At 66.8% G+C, this 20,088-nt stretch carries 20 protein-coding genes and 1 pseudogene; 13 read left to right on the forward strand and 8 right to left on the reverse strand.

Annotated elements, in window-relative coordinates; translation table 11 throughout:
• Positions 1 to 24: 24 nt before the first annotated feature.
• The 3 genes from VGG53_RS06240 to VGG53_RS06250 form a co-directional block, all read right to left on the reverse strand.
• The gene (locus tag VGG53_RS06240) at positions 25 to 1,194 is read right to left on the reverse strand and encodes an acyl-CoA dehydrogenase (protein ID WP_331517131.1); all 1,170 of its coding nucleotides are present in this window, start codon (positions 1,192 to 1,194) and stop codon (positions 25 to 27) included.
• Between the two features lie 70 nt (positions 1,195 to 1,264).
• A complete protein-coding gene (purE, locus tag VGG53_RS06245; protein ID WP_331517132.1) occupies positions 1,265 to 1,780 on the reverse strand; it encodes a 5-(carboxyamino)imidazole ribonucleotide mutase in 516 nt (171 codons plus the stop codon).
• Positions 1,773 to 3,005 carry a 5-(carboxyamino)imidazole ribonucleotide synthase gene (locus VGG53_RS06250; RefSeq protein ID WP_331517133.1) on the reverse strand — a complete coding sequence of 411 codons (1,233 nt, stop codon included), beginning with the start codon at positions 3,003 to 3,005 and terminating at the stop codon, positions 1,773 to 1,775. The genes purE and VGG53_RS06250 overlap by 8 nt, the downstream gene beginning before the upstream one ends.
• An 86-nt stretch (positions 3,006 to 3,091) precedes the next feature.
• Here VGG53_RS06250 and VGG53_RS06255 point away from each other — a divergent pair, with 86 nt between their 5' ends.
• Positions 3,092 to 3,751 (forward strand): GtrA family protein, encoded by a 660-nt coding sequence (locus VGG53_RS06255; RefSeq protein WP_331517134.1) that lies wholly within the window; start codon positions 3,092 to 3,094, stop codon positions 3,749 to 3,751.
• Here the strand turns inward: VGG53_RS06255 and VGG53_RS06260 are convergent.
• The gene (locus VGG53_RS06260) at positions 3,706 to 4,224 is read right to left on the reverse strand and encodes a PH domain-containing protein (protein ID WP_331517135.1); all 519 of its coding nucleotides are present in this window, start codon (positions 4,222 to 4,224) and stop codon (positions 3,706 to 3,708) included. The genes VGG53_RS06255 and VGG53_RS06260 overlap by 46 nt on opposite strands.
• A gap of 9 nt (positions 4,225 to 4,233) precedes the next feature.
• Positions 4,234 to 5,046 (reverse strand): biotin--[acetyl-CoA-carboxylase] ligase, encoded by an 813-nt coding sequence (locus tag VGG53_RS06265; RefSeq protein WP_331517136.1) that lies wholly within the window; start codon positions 5,044 to 5,046, stop codon positions 4,234 to 4,236.
• Positions 5,047 to 5,196: 150 nt separating this feature from the next.
• Between VGG53_RS06265 and VGG53_RS06270 the strand changes: the two genes are divergently transcribed.
• The 8 genes and pseudogenes from VGG53_RS06270 (at position 5,197) to VGG53_RS06305 (ending at position 12,083) form a co-directional block, all read left to right on the forward strand.
• Positions 5,197 to 6,837, forward strand: coding sequence for an acyl-CoA carboxylase subunit beta (locus VGG53_RS06270; RefSeq protein ID WP_331517137.1), 1,641 nt, complete (start codon positions 5,197 to 5,199; stop codon positions 6,835 to 6,837).
• Positions 6,834 to 7,103: pseudogene (locus tag VGG53_RS06275) on the forward strand (acyl-CoA carboxylase subunit epsilon); the annotation flags it as partial. The gene VGG53_RS06270 and the pseudogene VGG53_RS06275, both read left to right, overlap by 4 nt.
• A gap of 51 nt (positions 7,104 to 7,154) precedes the next feature.
• Positions 7,155 to 7,838 (forward strand): nucleoside triphosphate pyrophosphatase, encoded by a 684-nt coding sequence (locus VGG53_RS06280; protein ID WP_331517138.1) that lies wholly within the window; start codon positions 7,155 to 7,157, stop codon positions 7,836 to 7,838.
• Between the two features lie 9 nt (positions 7,839 to 7,847).
• On the forward strand, positions 7,848 to 8,741 hold the full coding sequence (locus VGG53_RS06285) for a sulfurtransferase (protein WP_331517139.1): 894 nt from the start codon (positions 7,848 to 7,850) through the stop codon (positions 8,739 to 8,741).
• Complete coding sequence (locus VGG53_RS06290) at positions 8,738 to 9,157, forward strand: SufE family protein (RefSeq protein WP_331517140.1); 420 nt, start codon at positions 8,738 to 8,740, stop codon at positions 9,155 to 9,157. The genes VGG53_RS06285 and VGG53_RS06290 overlap by 4 nt, the downstream gene beginning before the upstream one ends.
• Positions 9,158 to 9,269: 112 nt before the next feature.
• Entirely contained in the window at positions 9,270 to 11,072 is a 1,803-nt protein-coding gene (locus tag VGG53_RS06295; RefSeq protein ID WP_331517141.1) for an acetyl/propionyl/methylcrotonyl-CoA carboxylase subunit alpha, read from the forward strand.
• Positions 11,073 to 11,086: 14 nt separating this feature from the next.
• Positions 11,087 to 11,422 carry a hypothetical protein gene (locus VGG53_RS06300; RefSeq protein ID WP_331517164.1) on the forward strand — a complete coding sequence of 112 codons (336 nt, stop codon included), beginning with the start codon at positions 11,087 to 11,089 and terminating at the stop codon, positions 11,420 to 11,422.
• Positions 11,423 to 11,630: 208 nt separating this feature from the next.
• Positions 11,631 to 12,083 carry an STAS domain-containing protein gene (locus VGG53_RS06305; protein ID WP_331517142.1) on the forward strand — a complete coding sequence of 151 codons (453 nt, stop codon included), beginning with the start codon at positions 11,631 to 11,633 and terminating at the stop codon, positions 12,081 to 12,083.
• Here VGG53_RS06305 and VGG53_RS06310 read toward each other — a convergent pair.
• Together VGG53_RS06310 and VGG53_RS06315 are read right to left on the reverse strand one after the other, a co-directional pair.
• Complete coding sequence (locus VGG53_RS06310) at positions 12,063 to 12,851, reverse strand: RNA polymerase sigma factor SigF (RefSeq protein ID WP_331517143.1); 789 nt, start codon at positions 12,849 to 12,851, stop codon at positions 12,063 to 12,065. The genes VGG53_RS06305 and VGG53_RS06310 overlap by 21 nt on opposite strands.
• Positions 12,848 to 13,282, reverse strand: a complete 435-nt coding sequence (locus VGG53_RS06315; protein ID WP_331517144.1) for an ATP-binding protein — start codon at positions 13,280 to 13,282, stop codon at positions 12,848 to 12,850. The genes VGG53_RS06310 and VGG53_RS06315 overlap by 4 nt, the downstream gene beginning before the upstream one ends.
• 326 nt (positions 13,283 to 13,608) lie before the next feature.
• Here VGG53_RS06315 and VGG53_RS06320 point away from each other — a divergent pair, with 326 nt between their 5' ends.
• Positions 13,609 to 13,809 carry a hypothetical protein gene (locus VGG53_RS06320; protein ID WP_331517145.1) on the forward strand — a complete coding sequence of 67 codons (201 nt, stop codon included), beginning with the start codon at positions 13,609 to 13,611 and terminating at the stop codon, positions 13,807 to 13,809.
• Positions 13,810 to 13,811: 2 nt separating this feature from the next.
• Positions 13,812 to 14,069, forward strand: coding sequence for a DUF7218 family protein (locus VGG53_RS06325; RefSeq protein WP_331517146.1), 258 nt, complete (start codon positions 13,812 to 13,814; stop codon positions 14,067 to 14,069).
• A gap of 23 nt (positions 14,070 to 14,092) precedes the next feature.
• Here the strand turns inward: VGG53_RS06325 and VGG53_RS06330 are convergent, their stop codons facing one another.
• Positions 14,093 to 14,476 carry a hypothetical protein gene (locus VGG53_RS06330; RefSeq protein WP_331517147.1) on the reverse strand — a complete coding sequence of 128 codons (384 nt, stop codon included), beginning with the start codon at positions 14,474 to 14,476 and terminating at the stop codon, positions 14,093 to 14,095.
• Between the two features lie 350 nt (positions 14,477 to 14,826).
• On the opposite strand from VGG53_RS06330, the gene VGG53_RS06335 reads away from it, so the two are divergent.
• Both VGG53_RS06335 and VGG53_RS06340 read left to right on the forward strand, forming a co-directional pair.
• On the forward strand, positions 14,827 to 15,483 hold the full coding sequence (locus VGG53_RS06335) for a TetR/AcrR family transcriptional regulator (RefSeq protein ID WP_331517148.1): 657 nt from the start codon (positions 14,827 to 14,829) through the stop codon (positions 15,481 to 15,483).
• 31 nt (positions 15,484 to 15,514) lie between these two features.
• Positions 15,515 to 20,086 (forward strand): ATP-dependent helicase, encoded by a 4,572-nt coding sequence (locus VGG53_RS06340; protein ID WP_331517149.1) that lies wholly within the window; start codon positions 15,515 to 15,517, stop codon positions 20,084 to 20,086.
• Positions 20,087 to 20,088 lie beyond the last annotated feature (2 nt).

Consider the following 20,088-nt stretch of genomic DNA (forward strand, 5'->3'; position numbering starts at 1 on the left):
GGAATTCCAGACGCACTCGCGGATTCAGCGCAGCAATGCGCGTGACATCACCACGCGCTGAATCTGGTTGGTGCCCTCGTAGATCTGAGTGATCTTGGCGTCGCGCATGAATCGCTCCACCGGGAAGTCGGTGGTGAATCCGGCGCCGCCGAAAAGTTGCACGGCATCGGTGGTGACTTCCATCGCCACGTCGGAGGCAAAGCATTTCGACGCCGCCGAGATGAAGCCCAGGTTGGATTCGCCGCGCTCGGCGCGGGCGGCGGCCGAGTAGACCAGCAGCCGCGCGGCCTCGACCTTCATCGCCATGTCGGCCAGCATGAACTGAACAGCCTGGAACGTGCTGATCGACTCGCCAAACTGCTTACGGTCCTTGGTGTATGCGATTGCAGCATCCACCGCGCCCTGGGCGATGCCGACGGCTTGAGCGCCGATCGTCGGGCGGGTGTGGTCCAGCGTGGCCAGCGCGGTCTTGAACCCGGTGCCGGGTTCGCCGATGATCCGATCGCCGGGAACCCGGCAATTCTCGAAATACAGCTCGGTGGTCGGCGAGCCCTTGATGCCCAGCTTCTTTTCCTTGGGCCCGACGCTGAAACCCTCGTCGTCCTTGTGCACCATGAACGCCGAAATACCGTTGGCGCCCTTGGCCGGGTCGGTCACCGCCATCACCGTGTACCAGGTTGACTTGCCGCCGTTGGTGATCCAGGCCTTGGCGCCGTTCAGAATCCAGTCGTCACCGTCAGCCTTGGCCCGGGTCCGCATCGCCGCGGCGTCGCTGCCGGCTTCACGCTCGCTCAACGCGTACGACGCCATCGCCCCGTCGGAGGCCAACGCCGGCAGCACCTGCTTCTTCAGTTCCTCGGAGCCGCGCAGGATCAGGCCCATCGTGCCCAGCTTGTTCACCGCGGGGATCAACGATGCGGACGCGTCGACACGCGCCACTTCCTCGATCACGATGCACGCCGCAACCGAATCCGCACCCTGCCCGCCGTACGCCTCGGGAACGTGCACGGCGTTGAAGCCCGACGCGTTCAGCGCCGACAACGCCTCCTCGGGAAACCGCGGCTTCTCGTCCACATCCGCGGCGTACGGGGCGATCTCTTTCTCCGCCAACGCGCGGATCGCCGCCCGCAACTCGTCGTGCTCCTCAGGCAGCTTGAACAGATCGAACGAGGAATCTCCGGCCCACTGAGCCATCCCGGCCTCCTTAACTGCCTCCGATTGCGCGGCTCTCCCGGGCCGCTGCGCGGCGCGCATTGTCGCCGGGCTACTGGTCGGTAACTTTACCCTGACGCTGTTTCAGCGCCGCATCCTTGGCCAGCACCGACTCCGCCAACTCTTCCTGAAAAGCGACGATTCGGCTGCGCAGCGCGGGATCCGAGACCCCGAGAATGCGCACTGCGAGCAGGCCCGCGTTGCGTGCACCGCCGATCGACACCGCGGCCACCGGCACGCCGGCGGGCATCTGCACGATCGACAGCAGCGAGTCCAGCCCATCCAGCTTGGCCAGCGGCACCGGAACGCCGATCACCGGCAACGGCGTGGCCGATGCCACCATGCCGGGCAGGTGGGCCGCGCCGCCGGCACCGGCGATGATCACCTCGATGCCGCGGACGGCAGCCTGCTGCGCATAGTCGAGCATCCGTTGTGGCGTGCGGTGCGCCGAGACGACCCCGACCTCGTAGGGCACATCGAATTCGGCCAGCGCGTCGGCGGCCTCGGACATCACCGTCCAATCGCTGTCACTGCCCATGATCACGCCGACGCGCGATGGTCTAGTCATGCGGATCCCATCCGTCCGTCCATTCCCCATCTGATAGCCAGTGTGCCGCGCGCTCGGCGCGTTCACGCACGTTGGCCAACTCGGCCGCTCCGCCTTCCATAAAGCCGCCCAGGAAGTTGACGTGCCCGATCTTGCGGCCCGGACGTTCTTCCTTGCCGTACAGGTGAACCCGGGCGTCGGGCAGCCGCGCGAACAGGTGATGCACGCGCTCATCGAGCGACATCGTCGGCGTTTGCGCGGCACCCAGCACGTTGGCCATCACGGTGACCGGCACGGTGGCGTCGGTGTTACCGAGCGGATAGTCCAGCACCGCGCGCAGATGCTGCTCGAACTGGCTGGTGTTCGACCCATCCATAGTCCAGTGCCCGGAATTGTGCGGGCGCATCGCCAGCTCGTTGACCAGCAGCTCCCCCTCGACGGTTTCGAACAGCTCGACCGCCAGCACGCCGACTACGCCGAGTTCTGCCGCCAACCGCAGCGCCAGCTGCTGGGCCGCGGCAGCGACGTCGTCGGGCAGCCCCGGAGCCGGCGCGATCACCAGCACGCAGATGCCGTCGCGCTGCACCGTCTCGACCACCGGCCAAGCGGCGCCCTGTCCGAACGGCGATCGCGCCACCAGCGCCGCAAGCTCGCGTCGCATCGCGACCCGCTGCTCGACCAATACCGCTACGCCAGAATCTAAATATTGACCCGCGATCTCGCGGGCCTGCGCCGTATCGACCGCCATCTGCACTCCGCGGCCGTCGTAGCCGCCGCGAACCGCCTTGACCACGACCGGGCCATCCACCTGGCGGGCGAACTCGGCAATGCTGTCCAGGTCGTCGCGGCTTTCGACGGCCACGTAGCGCGGCACTGCGGCGCCGAGCACCTCCAATCGCCGCCGCATGACGAGCTTGTCCTGCGCATGTATCAGCGCCTCCGGCGGCGGCGCGACGTTGACGCCCTCAGCGACCAGCTTTTCCAACAGCTCGGTGGGCACGTGTTCGTGATCGAAGGTGAGCGCGGCGGCGCCGGCCGAAACGCGGCGCAGCGCGTCGAGGTCGTTGTGCGCACCGATCACCACGTCGGGACTGACCTGGGCGGCGGGATCGGCGGCGTCGGCGGCCAGCACCCGCAAGCTCTGGCCCAACGCGATCGCCGCCTGGTGGGTCATCCGGGCCAGCTGGCCACCGCCGACCATGGCGACCTGCGGCGAAGCGTTGCGGGTACTCGTCACGGCAATCATGGTGTCATGGCCGCTGAACGGGCCATTTGGCGGCGGCTACCCCGCCACAGAGCACCCTTGACTACTAATACGTAGACTGCGACATTGTGTCCTTCGCCGATGCCACGATCGCCCGACTGCCGGGGCCGATCCGCCCCTACGCCGAGCGCCACCACGAACTGATCAAGTTCGCCATCGTCGGCGGCACCACATTCGTCATCGACTCGGCGATCTTCTACACGCTGAAGCTGACGATCTTGGAGCCCAAGCCGGTGACCGCCAAGGTCATCGCCGGCATCGTCGCGGTCATCGCGTCCTACATCTTGAACAGGGAATGGAGCTTCCGGGACCGCGGCGGCCGCGAGCGCCACCACGAGGCGCTGTTGTTCTTTGCCTTCAGCGGTGTCGGGGTCCTGCTGAGCATGGCGCCGTTGTGGATCTCCAGCTACGTCCTGCAGCTGCGGGTGCCCATGGTGTCCCTGACCGCCGAGAACATCGCCGACTTCATCTCCGCCTACCTGATCGGCAACCTGTTGCAGATGGCGTTCCGATTCTGGGCTTTCCGGCGCTGGGTGTTCCCGGACGAGTCGGCCCGGACCGGGGACCAGGCGCTGGAATCGGCGCTCACCGCGGGCGGTATCGCCGAGGTGTTCGAGAACGTCGGAGAGAGCGGCAACGTCACGCTGATGCGGGCTTGGCGGTCGCGTCGCAGCCGGGCGGATCAGCTCGGCGATTCCTCGGATCCGAGGGTGTCGAAAACCTCGTGATACAGCAGCGCGTGGACCTGTTCCACGCGCGGAATGTCGTAGAACTCCAACGGATCTTGTGACGCCGACTCGACGATCAGCGTGCCGGTGCGCAGAATCCGATCGATCAGCCGGTGCCGGAATTCGACGCTGTTGATCCGGGCCAGTGGGATATCGATGCCGCTTCGGCTCAACACCCCGTGCCGGAACATCACTCGCCGGTCGGTGATGACGAAATGTGTGGTGAGCCAGTTCAGGAATGGCCACAGCGTCAGCCAGCCGATGAGCACCAGCCAGATCACCCCGATGACCGCGAAGACGACCCTCTTCGCGGTCGGGTCCCAGTTGGTGGCGTTGACCACCGCGGAGCCGAATGACGCCGCCGCACTCGCCAGGATCAGGACCAAGACCGGTCCGATCAGTCGCTTCCAGTGCGGGTGACGGTGCAGCACGACTTGTTCGTCGCCCGCCAGCACCTTGTCGGGGTAGCCCACGCCGGCACTTTAGCCGCTGGGACGCAGGTGCGTGATGTCGCCGGCCGAGATCGCCACCACCTGACCACCGGTGTCGACGCACAATCGCCCGGTCTCGTCGATGGTGGCGGCGATCCCGACCACCTCACGATCACCGGGCATGCTGGCCCGCACCCGGGACCCCAGCGTCACGCTGTAGCGCTGATAGTCGGCGATCAGCGCCGGGTCGGCGCCCCCGGCGGCGCGCCAAGCGTCGACGCGCGCCGCTAGCTCGCGAAGTATGCTGCGCGCCAATGTATTTCGATCGGTGGCCGATGAGCCCAGCATCAGCAGCGAGGTGGCCACCGGGTCCGGTGCTTCACCGGCGGTCAACGTCACGTTGAGCCCGAGGCCGAGCACGATCACCGGCGTCGGCGCGGCGACCTCGGCCAGGATCCCGGCCAGCTTGCCGCCGTTGACCAGCACATCGTTCGGCCACTTCAGGCCCGCCTGCACACCGTGCGCGGCCAGCGCGTCAGCCACCGCGACCCCGGTCGCCAGTGGCAGCCATCCCCAACCGGTCCGGGGTACCGAGCCGCCGGCCACCCCCACCGACAGGGCTACCTGCGCCCGCGGCGGCGACAACCACTGCCGGCCATGACGGCCCCGACCGGCGTTCTGGTGCTCGGCGAGCAACACCGACCCGTCGATGTCGGCCCCGGCTTCTGCTCGTGCGATCAAATCGGCGTTGGTGGAACCTGTTTCGGCGATCACGTCGAGCTCACGCCACGGCAGACCGGCCCCTACCAGCCCGTCGCGCAGCGCCGCCGGATCCAACGGTGCTCTCGGTGAGTCGTTGTCCATTCCGACCAGCCTAAGTGCCGTTTTGCCGAGTGCGCGTTCTGGGCTTCCACTGTGCGCTGACGGCGGGATTCGTGCAAAACTCCCGCCTTGAATACCCGCTCGACGCGCGGTTGACGGGCGCAATCTAAGGGACCGCTAAGATCGAAAGCCATGACGAGCACTTCGGAGACTTCGGTCGAGGCGCAGGCCGAGCACGATATCGACATTCACACCACCGCGGGCAAGCTCGCCGAACTGCGCAAGCGGAGCGAGGAGACGCTGCACCCGGTGGGTGAAACCGCCGTCGAGAAGGTGCACGCGAAGGGCAAACTCACCGCGCGCGAGCGCATCTACGCGCTGCTCGACGAGGGATCGTTCGTCGAACTCGACGCGTTGGCCCGCCACCGCAGCACCAACTTCGGGCTGGCCGAGAAGCGCCCGCTCGGTGACGGCGTCGTCACCGGCTACGGCACCGTCGACGGCCGCGACGTCTGCATCTTCAGCCAGGACGTCACGGTGTTCGGCGGCAGCCTCGGCGAGGTCTACGGCGAAAAGATCGTCAAAGTGCAGGAGTTGGCCATCAAGACCGGCCGGCCGCTGATCGGAATCAATGACGGCGCGGGCGCGCGCATCCAGGAGGGTGTGGTCTCCCTCGGCCTGTACAGCTCGATCTTCCGCAACAACATCCTGGCCTCCGGCGTGATCCCGCAGATCTCGCTGATCATGGGTGCGGCCGCCGGTGGCCACGTCTACTCGCCGGCACTGACCGACTTCGTGGTGATGGTCGACCAGACCAGTCAGATGTTCATCACCGGCCCCGACGTCATCAAGACCGTCACCGGCGAAGACGTGACGATGGAGGAACTCGGCGGCGCGCACACGCACATGGCCAAGTCCGGAACGGCGCACTATGTCGCCTCCGGCGAACAGGACGCCTTCGATTACGTCCGCGATCTGCTGAGCTACCTGCCACCGAACAACTTCACCGATCCGCCGCGGTATCCGGTGCCGGTTCCCGAGGGCGCCATCGAGGACAACCTCACCGAGGAGGACATCGAGCTGGACACGCTGATCCCGGACTCGGCCAACCAGCCCTACGACATGCACGAGGTGATCACCCGCATCCTCGACGACGACGAGTTCCTCGAGGTGCAATCCGGTTACGCGCAGAACATCGTGATCGGGTTCGGTCGCATCGAAGGCCACCCGGTCGGCATCGTGGCCAACCAGCCCACCCATTTCGCCGGCTGCCTGGACATCAACGCCTCGGAGAAAGCCGCCCGCTTCGTGCGGACCTGCGACTGCTTCAACATCCCGATCGTCATGCTGGTCGACGTGCCGGGCTTTTTGCCCGGCACCGGACAGGAATTCAACGGCATCATCCGCCGCGGCGCCAAGCTGCTGTACGCCTACGGCGAGGCCACCGTTCCCAAGATCACCGTCATCACCCGCAAGGCCTACGGCGGTGCCTACTGCGTCATGGGCTCCAAGGACATGGGCTGCGACGTCAACGTCGCCTGGCCGACCGCTCAGATCGCGGTGATGGGCGCCTCCGGCGCGGTCGGCTTCGTCTACCGCCAACAGCTCAGCGAAGCGGCCAAGAACGGCGAGGATGTTGACGCGCTGCGGCTGCAGTTACAGCAGGAGTACGAGGACACCCTGGTCAACCCGTACATCGCCGCCGAGCGGGGCTACGTCGACGCGGTGATCCCGCCGTCGCACACCCGCGGCTACATCGGGACGGCACTGCGGCTGCTGGAGCGCAAGATTGCCCAGGTGCCGCCGAAGAAGCACGGGAACATCCCGCTGTGAGCGGAACGAGCGAAGCGAACGCAGTGAGCGACCAAACGCCGGCCGCAGATCAGCCACACGAGCCGCACATCCGGGTGCTCAAGGGCCAGCCGACCGACCAGGAGCTGGCGGCGCTGATCACGGTGCTGGGCAGCGCCGCGGCCGGCCCCGGTGAGCCCGGGCAGCCCGAGATCACCCGGTGGGGGCTGCCCGTCGACAAACTGCGTTACTCGGTCTTCAGCTGGCAGAAGCTCACCCTGGTGCAACGGACCCACATGCGAAAATGACCCGCCCGGCACGACGATGATGCCGGCGCAGCCGCGATCGAGGAGTGGCGCATGACGCGGCTGGTGCTCGGGTCCGCTTCGGCGGGCCGGCTGCGGGTGCTGCGGCAGGCCGGTGTCGATCCAGTGGTTGTGGTTTCGGGTGTGGACGAGGACGCGATACTCGCCGAGTTGGGACCGGACGCCACCGCGGGCGACGTGGTTCGCCGGCTGGCCGAGGCCAAGGCCGATCAGGTCGCGGCCGTGCTGGATGACTCGGTCGCCGCGGATTGCGTTGTCATCGGCTGTGATTCGATGCTTTATATCGATGGCCGGCTGGCCGGCAAGCCCGCGTCGACCGCTGTCGCGCGACGCGAGTGGCAAACGATGAGCGGTCGGTCGGCCGAGCTGCACACCGGACACTGCCTGGTGCGGCTGATCGACAGCAAAGTCAGTTGCCGGGCAGCCGAATCATTGGTCACCACAGTGCATTTCGCCACGCCGACGGCCGCGGACCTGGATGCTTATCTGCACAGCGGCGAGCCGCTGGCGGTCGCCGGAGGGTTCACCCTGGACGGGCTGGGCGGTTGGTTCGTCGAGCGGATCGAGGGCGATCCGTCCAACGTCATCGGCTTGAGTCTGCCCCAGACCAGGGCCCTGCTGGAACGCGTCGGTGTGTCGGTCGCCGAGCTGTGGGCGGCCAATCCGACCGCCACCCGAGCGTCGACGCCGAGGCAACCGAAACCAACCGGCAGGTAGGCTCGCGGTGTGCCTCTGCCAGCAGATCCCAGCCCGACGCTGAGCGCCTACGCCCACCCGGAACGCCTGGTCACCGCCGACTGGCTGTCCGGCAACTTGGGTCGGCCCGGGCTTGCCATCGTCGAATCCGACGAAGACGTCCTGCTCTACGACGTGGGCCACATCCCCGGCGCGGTCAAAGTCGACTGGCACACCGACCTCAACGACCCACGGGTGCGCGACTACATCAACGGCAAGCAGTTCGCGGAATTGATGGACCGCAAAGGCATTTCACGCGACGACACCGTGGTGATCTACGGCGACAAGAGCAATTGGTGGGCGGCGTACGCACTGTGGGTCTTCACGCTCTTCGGCCATCCGGATGTGCGGCTGCTCAACGGCGGGCGCGACCTGTGGATGTCCGACGGACGCGACACCACGTTGGATGTCCCGAACCGAACATCCTCGGGCTATCCCGTCGTGGAGCGCAACGACGCGCCGATCCGCGCATTCAAAGAAGACGTGCTGACCGTGCTGGGTTCCGAGCCGCTGATCGATGTGCGCTCACCCGACGAATACACCGGCAAGCGCACCCATATGCCGGACTACCCGGAGGAAGGCGCGTTGCGCGCCGGCCACATCCCGTCGGCGCGCTCGATCCCGTGGGGAAAGGCCGCCGACGACAGCGGACGGTTCCGCAGCCGAGACGAGCTGGCGGAGCTCTACGGGTTCATCGAGCCGGACGACAAAACGATCGTCTACTGTCGCATCGGCGAGCGGTCCAGCCACACCTGGTTCGTGTTGACGCATCTGCTCGGCATCCCCGGTGTGCGCAACTACGACGGTTCGTGGACCGAATGGGGTAACGCCGTGCGAGTGCCGATCGTCGCCGGCGAAAGCCCGGGAGCCGTGCCGGCGCTATGAGCATGCCCGCGCCGCTGGCCGAGGTGGTCTCCGACTTCGCCGAGGTCGAAGGCCAGGACAAGCTCACGCTGTTGCTGGAATTCGCCAATGATCTGCCGGCGTTGCCGGCCGATCTGGAAGAGGCGGCGATGGAGCCGGTGCCTGAGTGCCAATCGCCAGTGTTTCTGCACGTCGATGCCAGCGACGTCAACCGGGTGCGGCTGCACTTCAGCGCGCCGGCCGAAGCGCCTACCACTCGTGGTTTCGCGTCGATACTGGCTGCCGGCCTCGACGAGCAGCCTGCCGCCGACATCCTGGCAGTGCCGGAGGATTTCTACGCCGAGCTTGGCCTGGCCGCCTTGGTCAGCCCGCTGCGGCTGCGTGGCATGTCGGGGATGCTGGCCCGAATCAAGCGTCGCCTGCGCGAGTCAGCCTGAAGTAGACACCGGGTCGTATCGCCCACGGCGCGCCGCTTAAACTTCCCCCGACACGACTTGTAAGAATTTCTCTTAGACAACGTGAGAAGTGTTCAGCCATACAGGAGGCGCAGTGCCTAGTCACGCCAGCTCGACGACCGCGAGGATCTCTAAGGTTCTGGTCGCGAATCGGGGTGAGATCGCGGTGCGGGTGATCCGCGCGGCCAAGGATGCCGGTCTGCCCTGTGTGGCGGTGTACGCCGAGCCCGACGCCGAAGCCCCGCACGTGAAGCTGGCCGACGAGGCCTTCGCGCTGGGTGGTCAGACCTCAGCCGAGTCCTACTTGGACTTCGGCAAGATCTTGGAGGCTGCCGAGAAGTCCGGCGCCAACGCGATTCACCCCGGCTACGGCTTCCTGTCGGAGAACGCCGACTTCGCTCAGGCGGTGATCGACGCCGGCCTGATCTGGATCGGGCCCAGCCCGCAGTCGATCCGCGACCTCGGTGACAAGGTCACCGCCCGGCACATCGCCGCCCGTGCGCAGGCGCCGCTGGTGCCCGGCACCCCCGAGCCGGCGAAGGATGCCGACGAGGTGGTTGCCTTCGCCAGGGAATACGGCGTGCCGATCGCGATCAAGGCGGCCTTCGGCGGCGGTGGCCGCGGTATGAAGGTGGCCCGCACCATCGAGGAGATCCCCGAGCTGTTCGAGTCGGCGACCCGCGAGGCGGTCGCGGCGTTCGGCCGCGGCGAATGCTTCGTCGAGCGCTATCTGGACAAGCCACGCCACGTCGAGGCGCAGGTGATTGCCGATCAGCACGGCAACGTCGTCGTCGCCGGGACCCGCGACTGCTCGCTGCAGCGCCGCTTCCAGAAGCTGGTCGAGGAGGCGCCCGCGCCGTTCCTGACCGACGCCCAGCGTAAGGAAATCCACGAGTCGGCCAAGCGGATCTGCAAAGAGGCGCACTACTACGGCGCCGGCACGGTGGAGTACCTGGTCGGCCAGGACGGGCTGATCTCGTTCCTTGAGGTCAACACCCGTTTGCAGGTCGAGCACCCGGTCACTGAGGAGACCGCGGGCATCGACCTGGTGCTGCAGCAGTTCAAGATCGCCAACGGCGAGAAGCTGGACATCACCGAGGACCCCACCCCGCGCGGGCATGCCATCGAGTTCCGGATCAACGGCGAGGACGCCGGACGCGGCTTCCTGCCCGCCCCCGGCCCGGTCACCCGGTATGACATTCCCACCGGGCCCGGTGTCCGGCTGGATTCCGGCGTCGAAGCCGGTTCGGTGATCGGCGGGCAGTTCGACTCGATGCTGTCCAAGCTGATCGTCTACGGCGCCACTCGCGAAGAGGCCTTGGCGCGCTCGCGCCGGGCGCTGGACGAGTTCCACGTCGAAGGGTTGGCGACGGTCATCCCGTTCCACCGGGCGGTGGTGTCCGACCCGGCGTTCATCGGTGACGGCAACGGCTTCACCGTGCACACCCGCTGGATCGAGACCGAGTGGGACAACACCATCGAACCGTTCACCGGCGGCGAGCCCATCGATGAGGACGAGGCACTGCCGCGGCAGAAGGTGGTCGTCGAGGTCGGCGGCCGACGGCTCGAGGTGTCGCTGCCGGGCGATCTGGCGCTGTCCAACGGCGGTGCCGACGCGGCCGGTGTCATCCGCAAGAAGCCTAAGCCGCGCAAGCGAGGTGCTGCCGGCGGAGCCGCGGCGTCCGGTGACTCGGTGACCGCCCCGATGCAAGGCACCGTGGTCAAGGTTGCCGTCGAGGAGGGACAAGAGGTCTCGGCCGGCGACCTGGTGGTGGTCTTGGAAGCCATGAAGATGGAAAACCCGGTGACCGCGCACAAAGACGGCGTTGTCACCGGTTTGGCCGTCGAGACTGGGGCCGCTGTCACCCAGGGCACGGTGCTCGCCGAGATCAAGTAGCGCGGCCGGGGCTTATCGACCCTATCGAGATCAACGCCGGGCAGTGGTATCTGCGCGGCTTGCGCGCCGACGGCCGCATCGACGACCGTCCCGCGTTGGCCGAGCTGGGTGTGACCGAACCGGACCATGTCGCGCGCAGTGTCGCCGATTGGTCGACGGACTCCCGCTTCTGCTGGGCGGTGTGCGAGGTCACGACCGGTGAGTTGTTGGCTCAGGTGACGCTGGATCCGGCCACCGCAGAGGTCGTCACCCGAGCCCGTACCGGCCACGCCGACGCGGCCGCCGCGGCAGCTGAGTCAGTTCTCAGGTTCGCCGCCGCAGTCGTTGTGCCTGAACAGAATTCGAGATAAGCATTTACCAGGCTTTCTGAGAAACGTTCTCAAGCGTTGTGGGCACCGCGGGGCCGGGGTACTGTTTGATCCAGGTTGAGTTCGCAGCCGCCCGGAAAAAGCGTTAATTGACGCAAGGGGGGGCCGGTCCTCCCAGCTTCTCCTCGCGCGCGGCAGGTAATCCGCTTGACGTGATCCACAGATGATTGTCGACTGATGGAGTCACTTGATGTCTGCTCTACACCTGAATTCTGCTTCGCAGGTTCGTGAATCCGACGCAGCACTGCCATCGCCCGCGTGGGAAAACCATTCCGCACGATTCACCGCGGAGTGGGATTCGTCGCGTGTGGTGATCACCGTCCGCGGCGAGCTCGACGCCTCCAATGCAACTCAGCTCGCCGACTATTTCGACCGTTGCATCGCGCACTCGATGCCACTGATCCTGGACCTGACCGACCTGGAATTCTTTGGCACCGCCGGCTTTTCGGCACTACACCTGATCAACGTCAAGTGCGCGGGCGCGAATGTGCGCTGGGCCGTGGTCCCGAACAAGGCCGTGACTCGGCTACTTCGGATCTGCGACCCCGACAGCACGCTGCCGTTGGTCAAGTCGGTGCACGATGTGCTGGATACAGACGACGAAAACCGGGATCCAGACCAGTTATTCCAGCTCATCCCGTAACCGCGCCAGCGATTTGGCCAGTAATCGCGAGACATGCATTTGGGAAATGCCCACGCGATCGGCAATCTGTGTCTGCGTCATCGATTCGAAGAACCTGAGCACCAACACTGTTCGCTCGCGGTCAGGCAGGCCGTCCAACAGCGGTCGTAATGACTCGCGGTTCTCTATCCGCTCCAGACCGGCGTCGACGTCGCCCAGCGTGTCTGCGATCGCTCGGGCTTCCTCGTCGCCGCTGCCACCGCCGCTGTCGATGGACAGGGTGTTGTAGGAGCTGCCCGCCACCAGGCCCTCGATGACTTCGGCGCGGTCCATATCGAGTTCGTGGGACAACTCGGTCGCTGTCGGAGCGCGGCCCAGCCGCTGCGAAAGGTCGGCGGTCGCGGTGCCGAGCCGTAGGTGTAGTTCCTTCAGACGCCGCGGGACCTTCACCGACCAGCTGTTGTCCCGGAAATGCCGGCGGACCTCTCCCATGATGGTGGGTACCGCAAAGGAGACGAAGTCAGAGCCCGTCTCGACGTCAAAGCGGGCGACAGCGTTGACCAGTCCCACGCGTGCCACTTGAACCAGGTCGTCGCGGGGTTCCCCGCGACCCTCGAAACGGCGGGCAATGTGATCGGCCAGCGGCAGACAGCGCGCGACGATCTTGTCCCGGTGACGCTGAAAATCCGACGAGTCGGCGTCGAGGGTAGCCAACTCACGAAACATGTCGGGAACGTCGGCGTATTCGTTGGGACGAGATGACGAACCGCCGACAGCTCGCGGTGTCACCTGTGAGAGCCCGCCCGTCGGGTGGTCAGCGTGACACCGAAAACGCGGTGGCCCTCTGGCCCGCGACCGTCCTGAAATGTCTGCACCTCGTCGGTCAACGACGTCAGCACATGCCAGCTGAAGCTGCCGGGGGTCACGACGTCATCGCCGTCGCATGTCGTCGATGCCTCGACCTTCAGCTCGTCGTCGCGTGGATCGACCACGATCGCCAGCGTGCTGCCCGGGACGGCCGAGCGGATCAACCTGGTACACACCTCGTCCACGGCGAGCCGCAGATCGGCGACCGCGTCGAAATCCAGATCTTCGAAGGCGCCGACTGCTCCCACCAGGGTCCGCAAAACAGCCAAGTTCTCCAGCTTCGCCGCAACGCGCAATTCGATGGCGCGCTCACCGCGCTGCTGATTGTCCACTGACTTTGCAGCAGCGGTCATGGGGCCTCCAAGCATTGTTTGACCGAGACTACCCGTGCGTTCGAGTTGGTTAGTCATGATCGGCGCCGGGTATTCGACGTGCCATGGATTCAAGCGAAACGACGGAAGTCCAGCGGACGCGCCGCATTCGACGCATCGCTGTGGTTTCCGTCGTCACGTTGGTCATCCTCGTATTGATCGCAGTGGGCATCTATGTCATCGCATTCGTGATTTTGTCCCCCATGATCGGGTGATGGCGGAACTCCGGCCGACAAGCTCGTCATGGTCAGAAGCAAATACCCACAAGGGGCTACAAATAAAACCCAGACGACGCGTATTGGAGCTTCATGGATCAACGTGACAGCTTTTCCGACGAGACTCCGATCGCCGACGCTGTCGAGCAACAGCAGGAAACCACGCTCGAGCCTGCCGAGTCGGACCAGGACGGACCGCCGGTGGAGGCGAATGACTCTGACTGGCAGGAACAGCGCCAGGAGATCCCCGGCGTCGACGACGATCTCGAGGATTACCGAGATAACAGGAGGTAACGATGCCCAACCCGTCAATCAAAGATGAGAAGCTCTACCAGGATCTGCGCAAGCAGGGTGACTCCAAGGAAAAGGCTGCCCGCATTTCCAATGCCGCAGCGGGTCGCGGCCGATCGAAGGTCGGCAAATCGGGCGGCCAGTCGGGCTCCTATGACGACTGGACTGTTCCACAACTCAAGAAGCGAGCCAAAGAGCTTGGTATCTCAGGTTATTCGAGCCTGACCAAGGGCAAGCTGATCAGCAAGCTGCGCCACCACTGAGCCTTCCGGGCTCAGCGGCCCGATCAACGGGCCAGAATCGGTCCAGCGATCGGGGCGCCCATGGTGAGGGTGACGAACATCAGCATCATCAAGAACCATCCGGCGCCCTGCCATGCCCACCAGGTTCCGTGGTCGCGCCATACCCGGTAGGTACGCACGAAAGCCCAGATCCCGGTGGCCAGCAGGATCACCGGGGCACCGAACGCCAGAATGGTCAGCTGGGGCGCCCCGCATGCCACGGTGTCGATGGACATCGCGCCCTTACAGGTGCTGTCCCACAGCGCGGCAACGATCAGAAACCCCACTCCCGCGGCCGCGGCCAGCACGGCGAACCTGACGGCGGCGTGTACTTCGTTGTCTTCGCGCCCAAGTCGGTCATCGGTTGAGCGCTGCTGTTGTGTGGTCATCGGCAATCCTCTATCACTGTCACGCGCGGACACACGCGCCACATGCGTATACCCGTGGGTCCGCTGGCGGTAAACCAGCGTCCGAGTGGTCGGATCAGACGGCGTCGCCCGCGCCGCCGCGCGTCGGTTGCCCGGATTGCGGGTTGCCCGGCCAGCGGGCCGCAAAGCCACCCGACGCCCGCCTTCACTTCGCTGGGCGGGCAAACCCCCAGGTAAACGGCCAGCCAGGGCTTCGCGGCGATCGTCGGCGGAGCGCCAACTATTGACGAAGACGACGCCGAATAGAAGTTTGCAGAACCTTCGTGAGCGTTGACCGCCTGCGCAAAGGATCGACAAGTACCATCTGCTCTATGCGAACCCCACGGCGCCGGTTATCCCCGGACGACCGCCGCGCCGAGTTGCTGGCGTTGGGCGCGGAAGTCTTCGGGCAACGGCCCTACGACGAGGTCCGCATCGACGAGATCGCGGAGCGGGCCGGGGTGTCCCGGGCGTTGATGTACCACTACTTCCCCGACAAGCGGGCATTCTTCGCCGCGGTGGTAAAGGGGCAGGCCGACCAGTTGTTCGAGACCACCAACACGCCGCCGCCCCCCGGCGAGAATCTCTTCGAGGAGGTGCGGGGCGGCGTACTTGCCTACATGCAATATCACCAGGAGCACCCGCACGCGGCCTGGGCCGCATACGTCGGGCTCGGTCGCTCCGATCCGGTCCTGCTCGGCATCGACGATGAGGCCAAGGACCGGCAGATGGAACACATCATGAGCCGCATCTGCGAGGTCGACGGCTCGGGTAGTCATCTCGAGCCGGACGTCGAACGCGACCTGCGCATCGTCATCCACGGCTGGCTGGCGCTGACCTTCGAGATCTGCAGGCAGCGGATCATCCACCCGGACACCGACGCGGGCCAACTCAGCAATTCGTGCGCGCATTCGCTGCTCGACGCGATCATCCGGGTGAACAACATTCCCGAGCAACTGGCCAAGGCGGTCGCGCCCGACCAGCGCTAGCTTTGTCGGTGCCCGCTGGCACCATGGCTAGGTGACCTCTGCTCCCGACGATCCGCTGGCCCGGTTCGGCGTCGTCACCCGCGACTGGTTCACCGGTACCTTCGCGGCGCCCACCCCAGCGCAGGCCGATGCTTGGTCGGCGATTGCCGATGGGCACAACACACTGGTCATCGCCCCGACCGGGTCAGGCAAGACGCTGGCGGCGTTCCTGTGGGCCATCGACGCCCTGTCCGGCGCACCGCGCGGCGAGCGGGCTCCCGGTACCCGGGTGCTCTACGTCTCGCCGCTGAAGGCGCTGGCCGTCGACGTCGAGCGCAACCTGCGCACGCCGCTGGCCGGGATGGCCCGGGTGGCCGCCCAACGGGGTCTGCCCGCCCCGGAGATCACCGTGGGGCTGCGTTCCGGCGATACCTCGCCGGCCCGACGCCGGCAGCTCATCAGCAACCCGCCCGACGTGCTGATCACCACGCCGGAGTCGCTGTTCTTGATGTTGACGTCGGCGGCCCGGCAGACCCTGGCCGCCGTGCAGACCGTGGTCGTCGACGAGGTGCACGCGATCGCCGGCACGAAACGCGGTGCGCACCTTGCGCTGTCACTGGAGCGGCTTGACGACATGCTGCAGGCGCCGGCGCAGCGAATCGGGTTGTCGGCCACCGTACGTCCGCCCGAAGAAGTGGCGCGGTTCCTGTCGGGTGCGTCTCCGACGACCATCGTCTGCCCGCCGGCAGCCAAGACTTTCGAGCTGACCGTGCAGGTTCCGGTCCCCGATATGGCCAATCTGGCCAATAACAGCATCTGGCCCGACGTCGAGGCGCGTCTGGTCGATCTCGTCGAGTCGCACAACTCGACGATCGTGTTCGCCAATTCGCGGCGGCTGGCTGAGCGACTGACCGCACGGCTCAACGAGATTCACGCTGAACGCTCGGGCGAAGTGTTGTCGCACGACGCGAATCCGAAGGTCGCCGGCGGCTCCCCCGCACACTTGCTCGGCAGCGGCCAAACATACGGCGCCCCAACCCTACTCGCCCGCGCCCATCACGGTTCGGTCAGCAAGGAACAGCGCGCCATCGTCGAAGAGGACTTGAAGAGCGGCCGATTGAAAGCGGTGGTGGCGACCTCGAGCCTGGAATTGGGCATCGACATGGGCGCAGTCGACCTGGTGATCCAGGTGGAAGCACCGCCGTCGGTGGCCAGCGGCCTGCAACGCATCGGGCGCGCCGGACACCAGGTCGGCGAGATTTCGCAGGGTGTGCTTTTCCCGAAACACCGCACCGACCTGATCGGCTGCGCGGTGACGGTGCAACGCATGCTCACCGGCCAGATCGAGACGATGCGGGTGCCGACGAACCCGCTCGACATCCTGGCTCAGCACACCGTGGCCGCGGCCGCCTTGGAGCCGTTGGATGTCGACCGCTGGCTCGACACGGTACGACGCAGCGCGCCGTTTGCGACGTTGCCGCACAGCGCATTCGAGGCCACCCTGGATCTGCTGTCCGGCAAATACCCGTCGACCGACTTCGCCGAGCTGCGGCCACGTTTGGTGTACGACCGCGACAACGGCACGGTGACGGCCCGGCCGGGTGCGCAGCGGCTCGCGGTGACGTCCGGCGGTGCTATCCCGGACCGCGGCCTGTTCACGGTCTACCTGGCCACCGATTCCGAAACCCCGTCCCGGGTAGGTGAACTCGACGAGGAGATGGTCTACGAGTCGCGGCCAGGTGACGTCATCGCGCTGGGTGCCACCAGCTGGCGGATCACCGAGATCACCCATGACCGCGTCCTGGTGATACCGGCACCGGGTCAGCCGGCCCGGCTTCCGTTCTGGCGCGGCGACGACTCGGGGCGCCCCGCCGAACTGGGCCGCGCGGTCGGCAAGTTCACCGGTGAGCTGGCCGGACTGGATCGCGCCGCATTCGAAAGCCGCTGCGCTGAACTGGGATTGAACGAGTATGCGATCGAAAATCTGTGGCGGCTGCTCGACGACCAGCGCGCCGCCACGAACGTGGTGCCTACCGATGCCACGCTACTTGTCGAGCGGTTCCGCGACGAACTGGGCGACTGGCGAGTGATCCTGCACTCCCCCTATGGGTTACGGGTGCACGGTCCGCTCGCCCTGGCGGTGAGCCGGCGACTGCGAGACCGCTACGGCATCGATGAGAAACCGACCGCCTCCGACGACGGCATCGTGGTGCGGCTGCCCGACACCGTCTCCGAGTCCGGAGCCGACTTCGGCGACGGGCCCCCGGGTGCCGAACTGTTCGTCTTCGATGCCGACGAGATCGATCCGATCGTCACCACGGAGGTAGGCGGTTCGGCCTTGTTCGCCTCCCGGTTCCGGGAATGCGCCGCCCGTGCGCTGCTGTTGCCGCGGCGCCACCCGGGTCGTCGGTCGCCGCTGTGGCATCAGCGTCAGCGCGCCGCGCAACTGCTCGACGTGGCCCGCAAATACCCGGACTTCCCGATCGTGCTGGAGGCAGTCCGCGAATGCCTGCAGGACGTCTACGACGTGCCCACGCTGACCGGGCTGATGACCGACATCGCCGCGCGCAAGATTCGGGTGCTGGAGACCGAGACCGCGACCCCGTCGCCGTTCGCGGCCTCGCTGCTGTTCGGCTACGTCGGGGCGTTCATGTACGAGGGCGACAGCCCGCTGGCCGAGCGTCGCGCCGCGGCGCTCTCGCTGGACCCCACGCTGCTGGCCGAATTGCTCGGCCGGGTCGAGCTGCGCGAGCTGCTCGACCCCGACGTCATTGCCGGCACCGGCCGCCAGTTGCAACATCTGTCCGCAGATCGGGCGGCCCGGGACGCCGAAGGCGTGGCCGACCTACTGCGGCTGCTCGGCCCGCTGACCACCGACGAGGTCGCCCAACGGGCCGGCGGCGCCGAGGTCGGTGGTTGGCTGGAAGCCCTGTTAGCCGCCAAACGTGCGCTGCCGGTCTCCTTCGCCGGTCGCAGCTGGTGGGTGGCGATCGAGGACATCGGCCGGCTGCGCGACGGCGTCGGGGTGGCCGTACCGGTCGGCGTGCCGGCCAGCTTCACCGAGGCGGTCGCCGACCCGCTGGGTGAGCTGCTGGGCCGCTACGCCCGCACCCACGCACCGTTCACCACTGCAGACGTCGCTGCCCGGTTCGGGCTCGGCCTACGCGTGGCCGCCGATGTGTTGGGCCGGTTGGCAGCCGACGGTCGGCTCGTCCGCGGTGAGTTCTCCACCGAGGCGGTCGGCGACCAGTGGTGTGACGCCGACGTACTGCGGATTCTGCGGCGCAGATCGCTGGCGGCGCTGCGAGCACAGGTGGAGCCGGTCAGCACGAGCGCCTATGCGCGATTCCTGACGGCCTGGCACGGGGTAGGCGTCGGCAGGGGTTCGGCCGCCGACTCCGGCCTCGACGGTCTGGCCGCGGTCATTGATCAGCTCGCCGGCGTCGCGCTGCCCGCGTCCGCGATCGAATCGCTGGTGCTGGTGCCGCGGGTACGCGACTACGCGCCGGCAATGCTCGATGAACTGCTGGCCTCCGGAGAAGTGATGTGGTCGGGGGCGGGCACGATTTCGGGCAGCGACGGGTGGGTGATTTTCCACGCCGCCGATTCCGCGCCGCTGACGCTGGCGGCCGGATCGGAGATCGAGTTCACCGCGGCTCATCGGGCGATCTTGGACGTGCTGGCCGGCGGCGGCGCGTTCTTCTTCCGGCAGCTGGGACAGGACGGAATCGGCGAAGCCGAGCTCAAAGCTGCGCTGTGGGAGCTGATTTGGGGCGGCTGGGTCACCGGCGACACCTTCGCTCCGGTGCGCGCGATGCTATCGGGGGGCACGGGCGCCCGGAAACGTCCCGCGCCGGCGCACCGACCGGGCCGCGGTAGACGCCCGCCCCGCCTGAGCCGCTACAACGTCGCACACCCGCAGGCGCGGGCCGCCGACCCGACGGTGGCCGGCCGCTGGTCGGCACTGCCGACGCCCGAACCCGACTCCACCATCCGGGCCCATCACCAAGCCGAGCTACTGCTGAACCGGCACGGCGTGCTGACCAGGGGCGCGGTGGCTGCCGCGGGCGTGCCGGGCGGATTCGCCAACCTGTACAAGGTGCTGACTGCTTTCGAGGACGCCGGCCGCTGCCAGCGTGGCTACTTCGTGGAGTCGCTCGGCGGCGCCCAGTTCTCGGTGGCCTCCACGGTCGACCGGCTGCGCAGCTACCTCGACGGTGTGGACCCCGAACGGCCGGAATACCGGGCGGTGGTGCTGGCAGCCGCCGACCCGGCGAATCCCTACGGTTCGGCATTGGCCTGGCCGTCGCGCTCACCGGACGGCGATGGCGCCCGGCCGGGTCGCAAAGCCGGGGCGCTCGTCGTACTGGTCGACGGCGAGCTGGTGTGGTTCCTCGAGCGCGGCGGGCGCTCGTTGCTGAGCTTCGCCGACGACGACGCGGACGCCAACCATGCCGCGGCCGTGGCACTCGCCGATCTGGTCGCGACCGGGCGGGTCAACTCGATACTCATCGAGCGCATCAACAGTGCGCCGGTGTTGGCGGCGCAGGTCTGCGCGGCCGTGGTCGCCGCGCTGTCCGACGCCGGGTTCGCCCGCACCCCGCGCGGATTGCGGCTGCGGTAGCC

Origin of the sequence: Mycobacterium sp., assembly GCF_036490025.1 — a bacterium.
In the GTDB taxonomy this organism is placed as follows: domain Bacteria; phylum Actinomycetota; class Actinomycetes; order Mycobacteriales; family Mycobacteriaceae; genus Mycobacterium.

What these genes read in the sequence shown, in the direction of transcription:
- VGG53_RS06240 (WP_331517131.1), bottom strand. Translation starts at nt 1,194, where the DNA reads ATGGCTCAGTGGGCCGGAGATTCCTCGTTCGATCTGTTCAAGCTGCCT.
- purE (WP_331517132.1), bottom strand. Translation starts at nt 1,780, where the DNA reads ATGACTAGACCATCGCGCGTCGGCGTGATCATGGGCAGTGACAGCGAT.
- VGG53_RS06250 (WP_331517133.1), bottom strand. Translation starts at nt 3,005, where the DNA reads ATGATTGCCGTGACGAGTACCCGCAACGCTTCGCCGCAGGTCGCCATG.
- VGG53_RS06265 (WP_331517136.1), bottom strand. Translation starts at nt 5,046, where the DNA reads ATGGACAACGACTCACCGAGAGCACCGTTGGATCCGGCGGCGCTGCGC.
- VGG53_RS06270 (WP_331517137.1), top strand. Translation starts at nt 5,197, where the DNA reads ATGACGAGCACTTCGGAGACTTCGGTCGAGGCGCAGGCCGAGCACGAT.
- VGG53_RS06280 (WP_331517138.1), top strand. Translation starts at nt 7,155, where the DNA reads ATGACGCGGCTGGTGCTCGGGTCCGCTTCGGCGGGCCGGCTGCGGGTG.
- VGG53_RS06290 (WP_331517140.1), top strand. Translation starts at nt 8,738, where the DNA reads ATGAGCATGCCCGCGCCGCTGGCCGAGGTGGTCTCCGACTTCGCCGAG.
- VGG53_RS06305 (WP_331517142.1), top strand. Translation starts at nt 11,631, where the DNA reads ATGTCTGCTCTACACCTGAATTCTGCTTCGCAGGTTCGTGAATCCGAC.
- VGG53_RS06315 (WP_331517144.1), bottom strand. Translation starts at nt 13,282, where the DNA reads ATGACCGCTGCTGCAAAGTCAGTGGACAATCAGCAGCGCGGTGAGCGC.
- VGG53_RS06320 (WP_331517145.1), top strand. Translation starts at nt 13,609, where the DNA reads ATGGATCAACGTGACAGCTTTTCCGACGAGACTCCGATCGCCGACGCT.
- VGG53_RS06325 (WP_331517146.1), top strand. Translation starts at nt 13,812, where the DNA reads ATGCCCAACCCGTCAATCAAAGATGAGAAGCTCTACCAGGATCTGCGC.
- VGG53_RS06330 (WP_331517147.1), bottom strand. Translation starts at nt 14,476, where the DNA reads ATGACCACACAACAGCAGCGCTCAACCGATGACCGACTTGGGCGCGAA.
- VGG53_RS06335 (WP_331517148.1), top strand. Translation starts at nt 14,827, where the DNA reads ATGCGAACCCCACGGCGCCGGTTATCCCCGGACGACCGCCGCGCCGAG.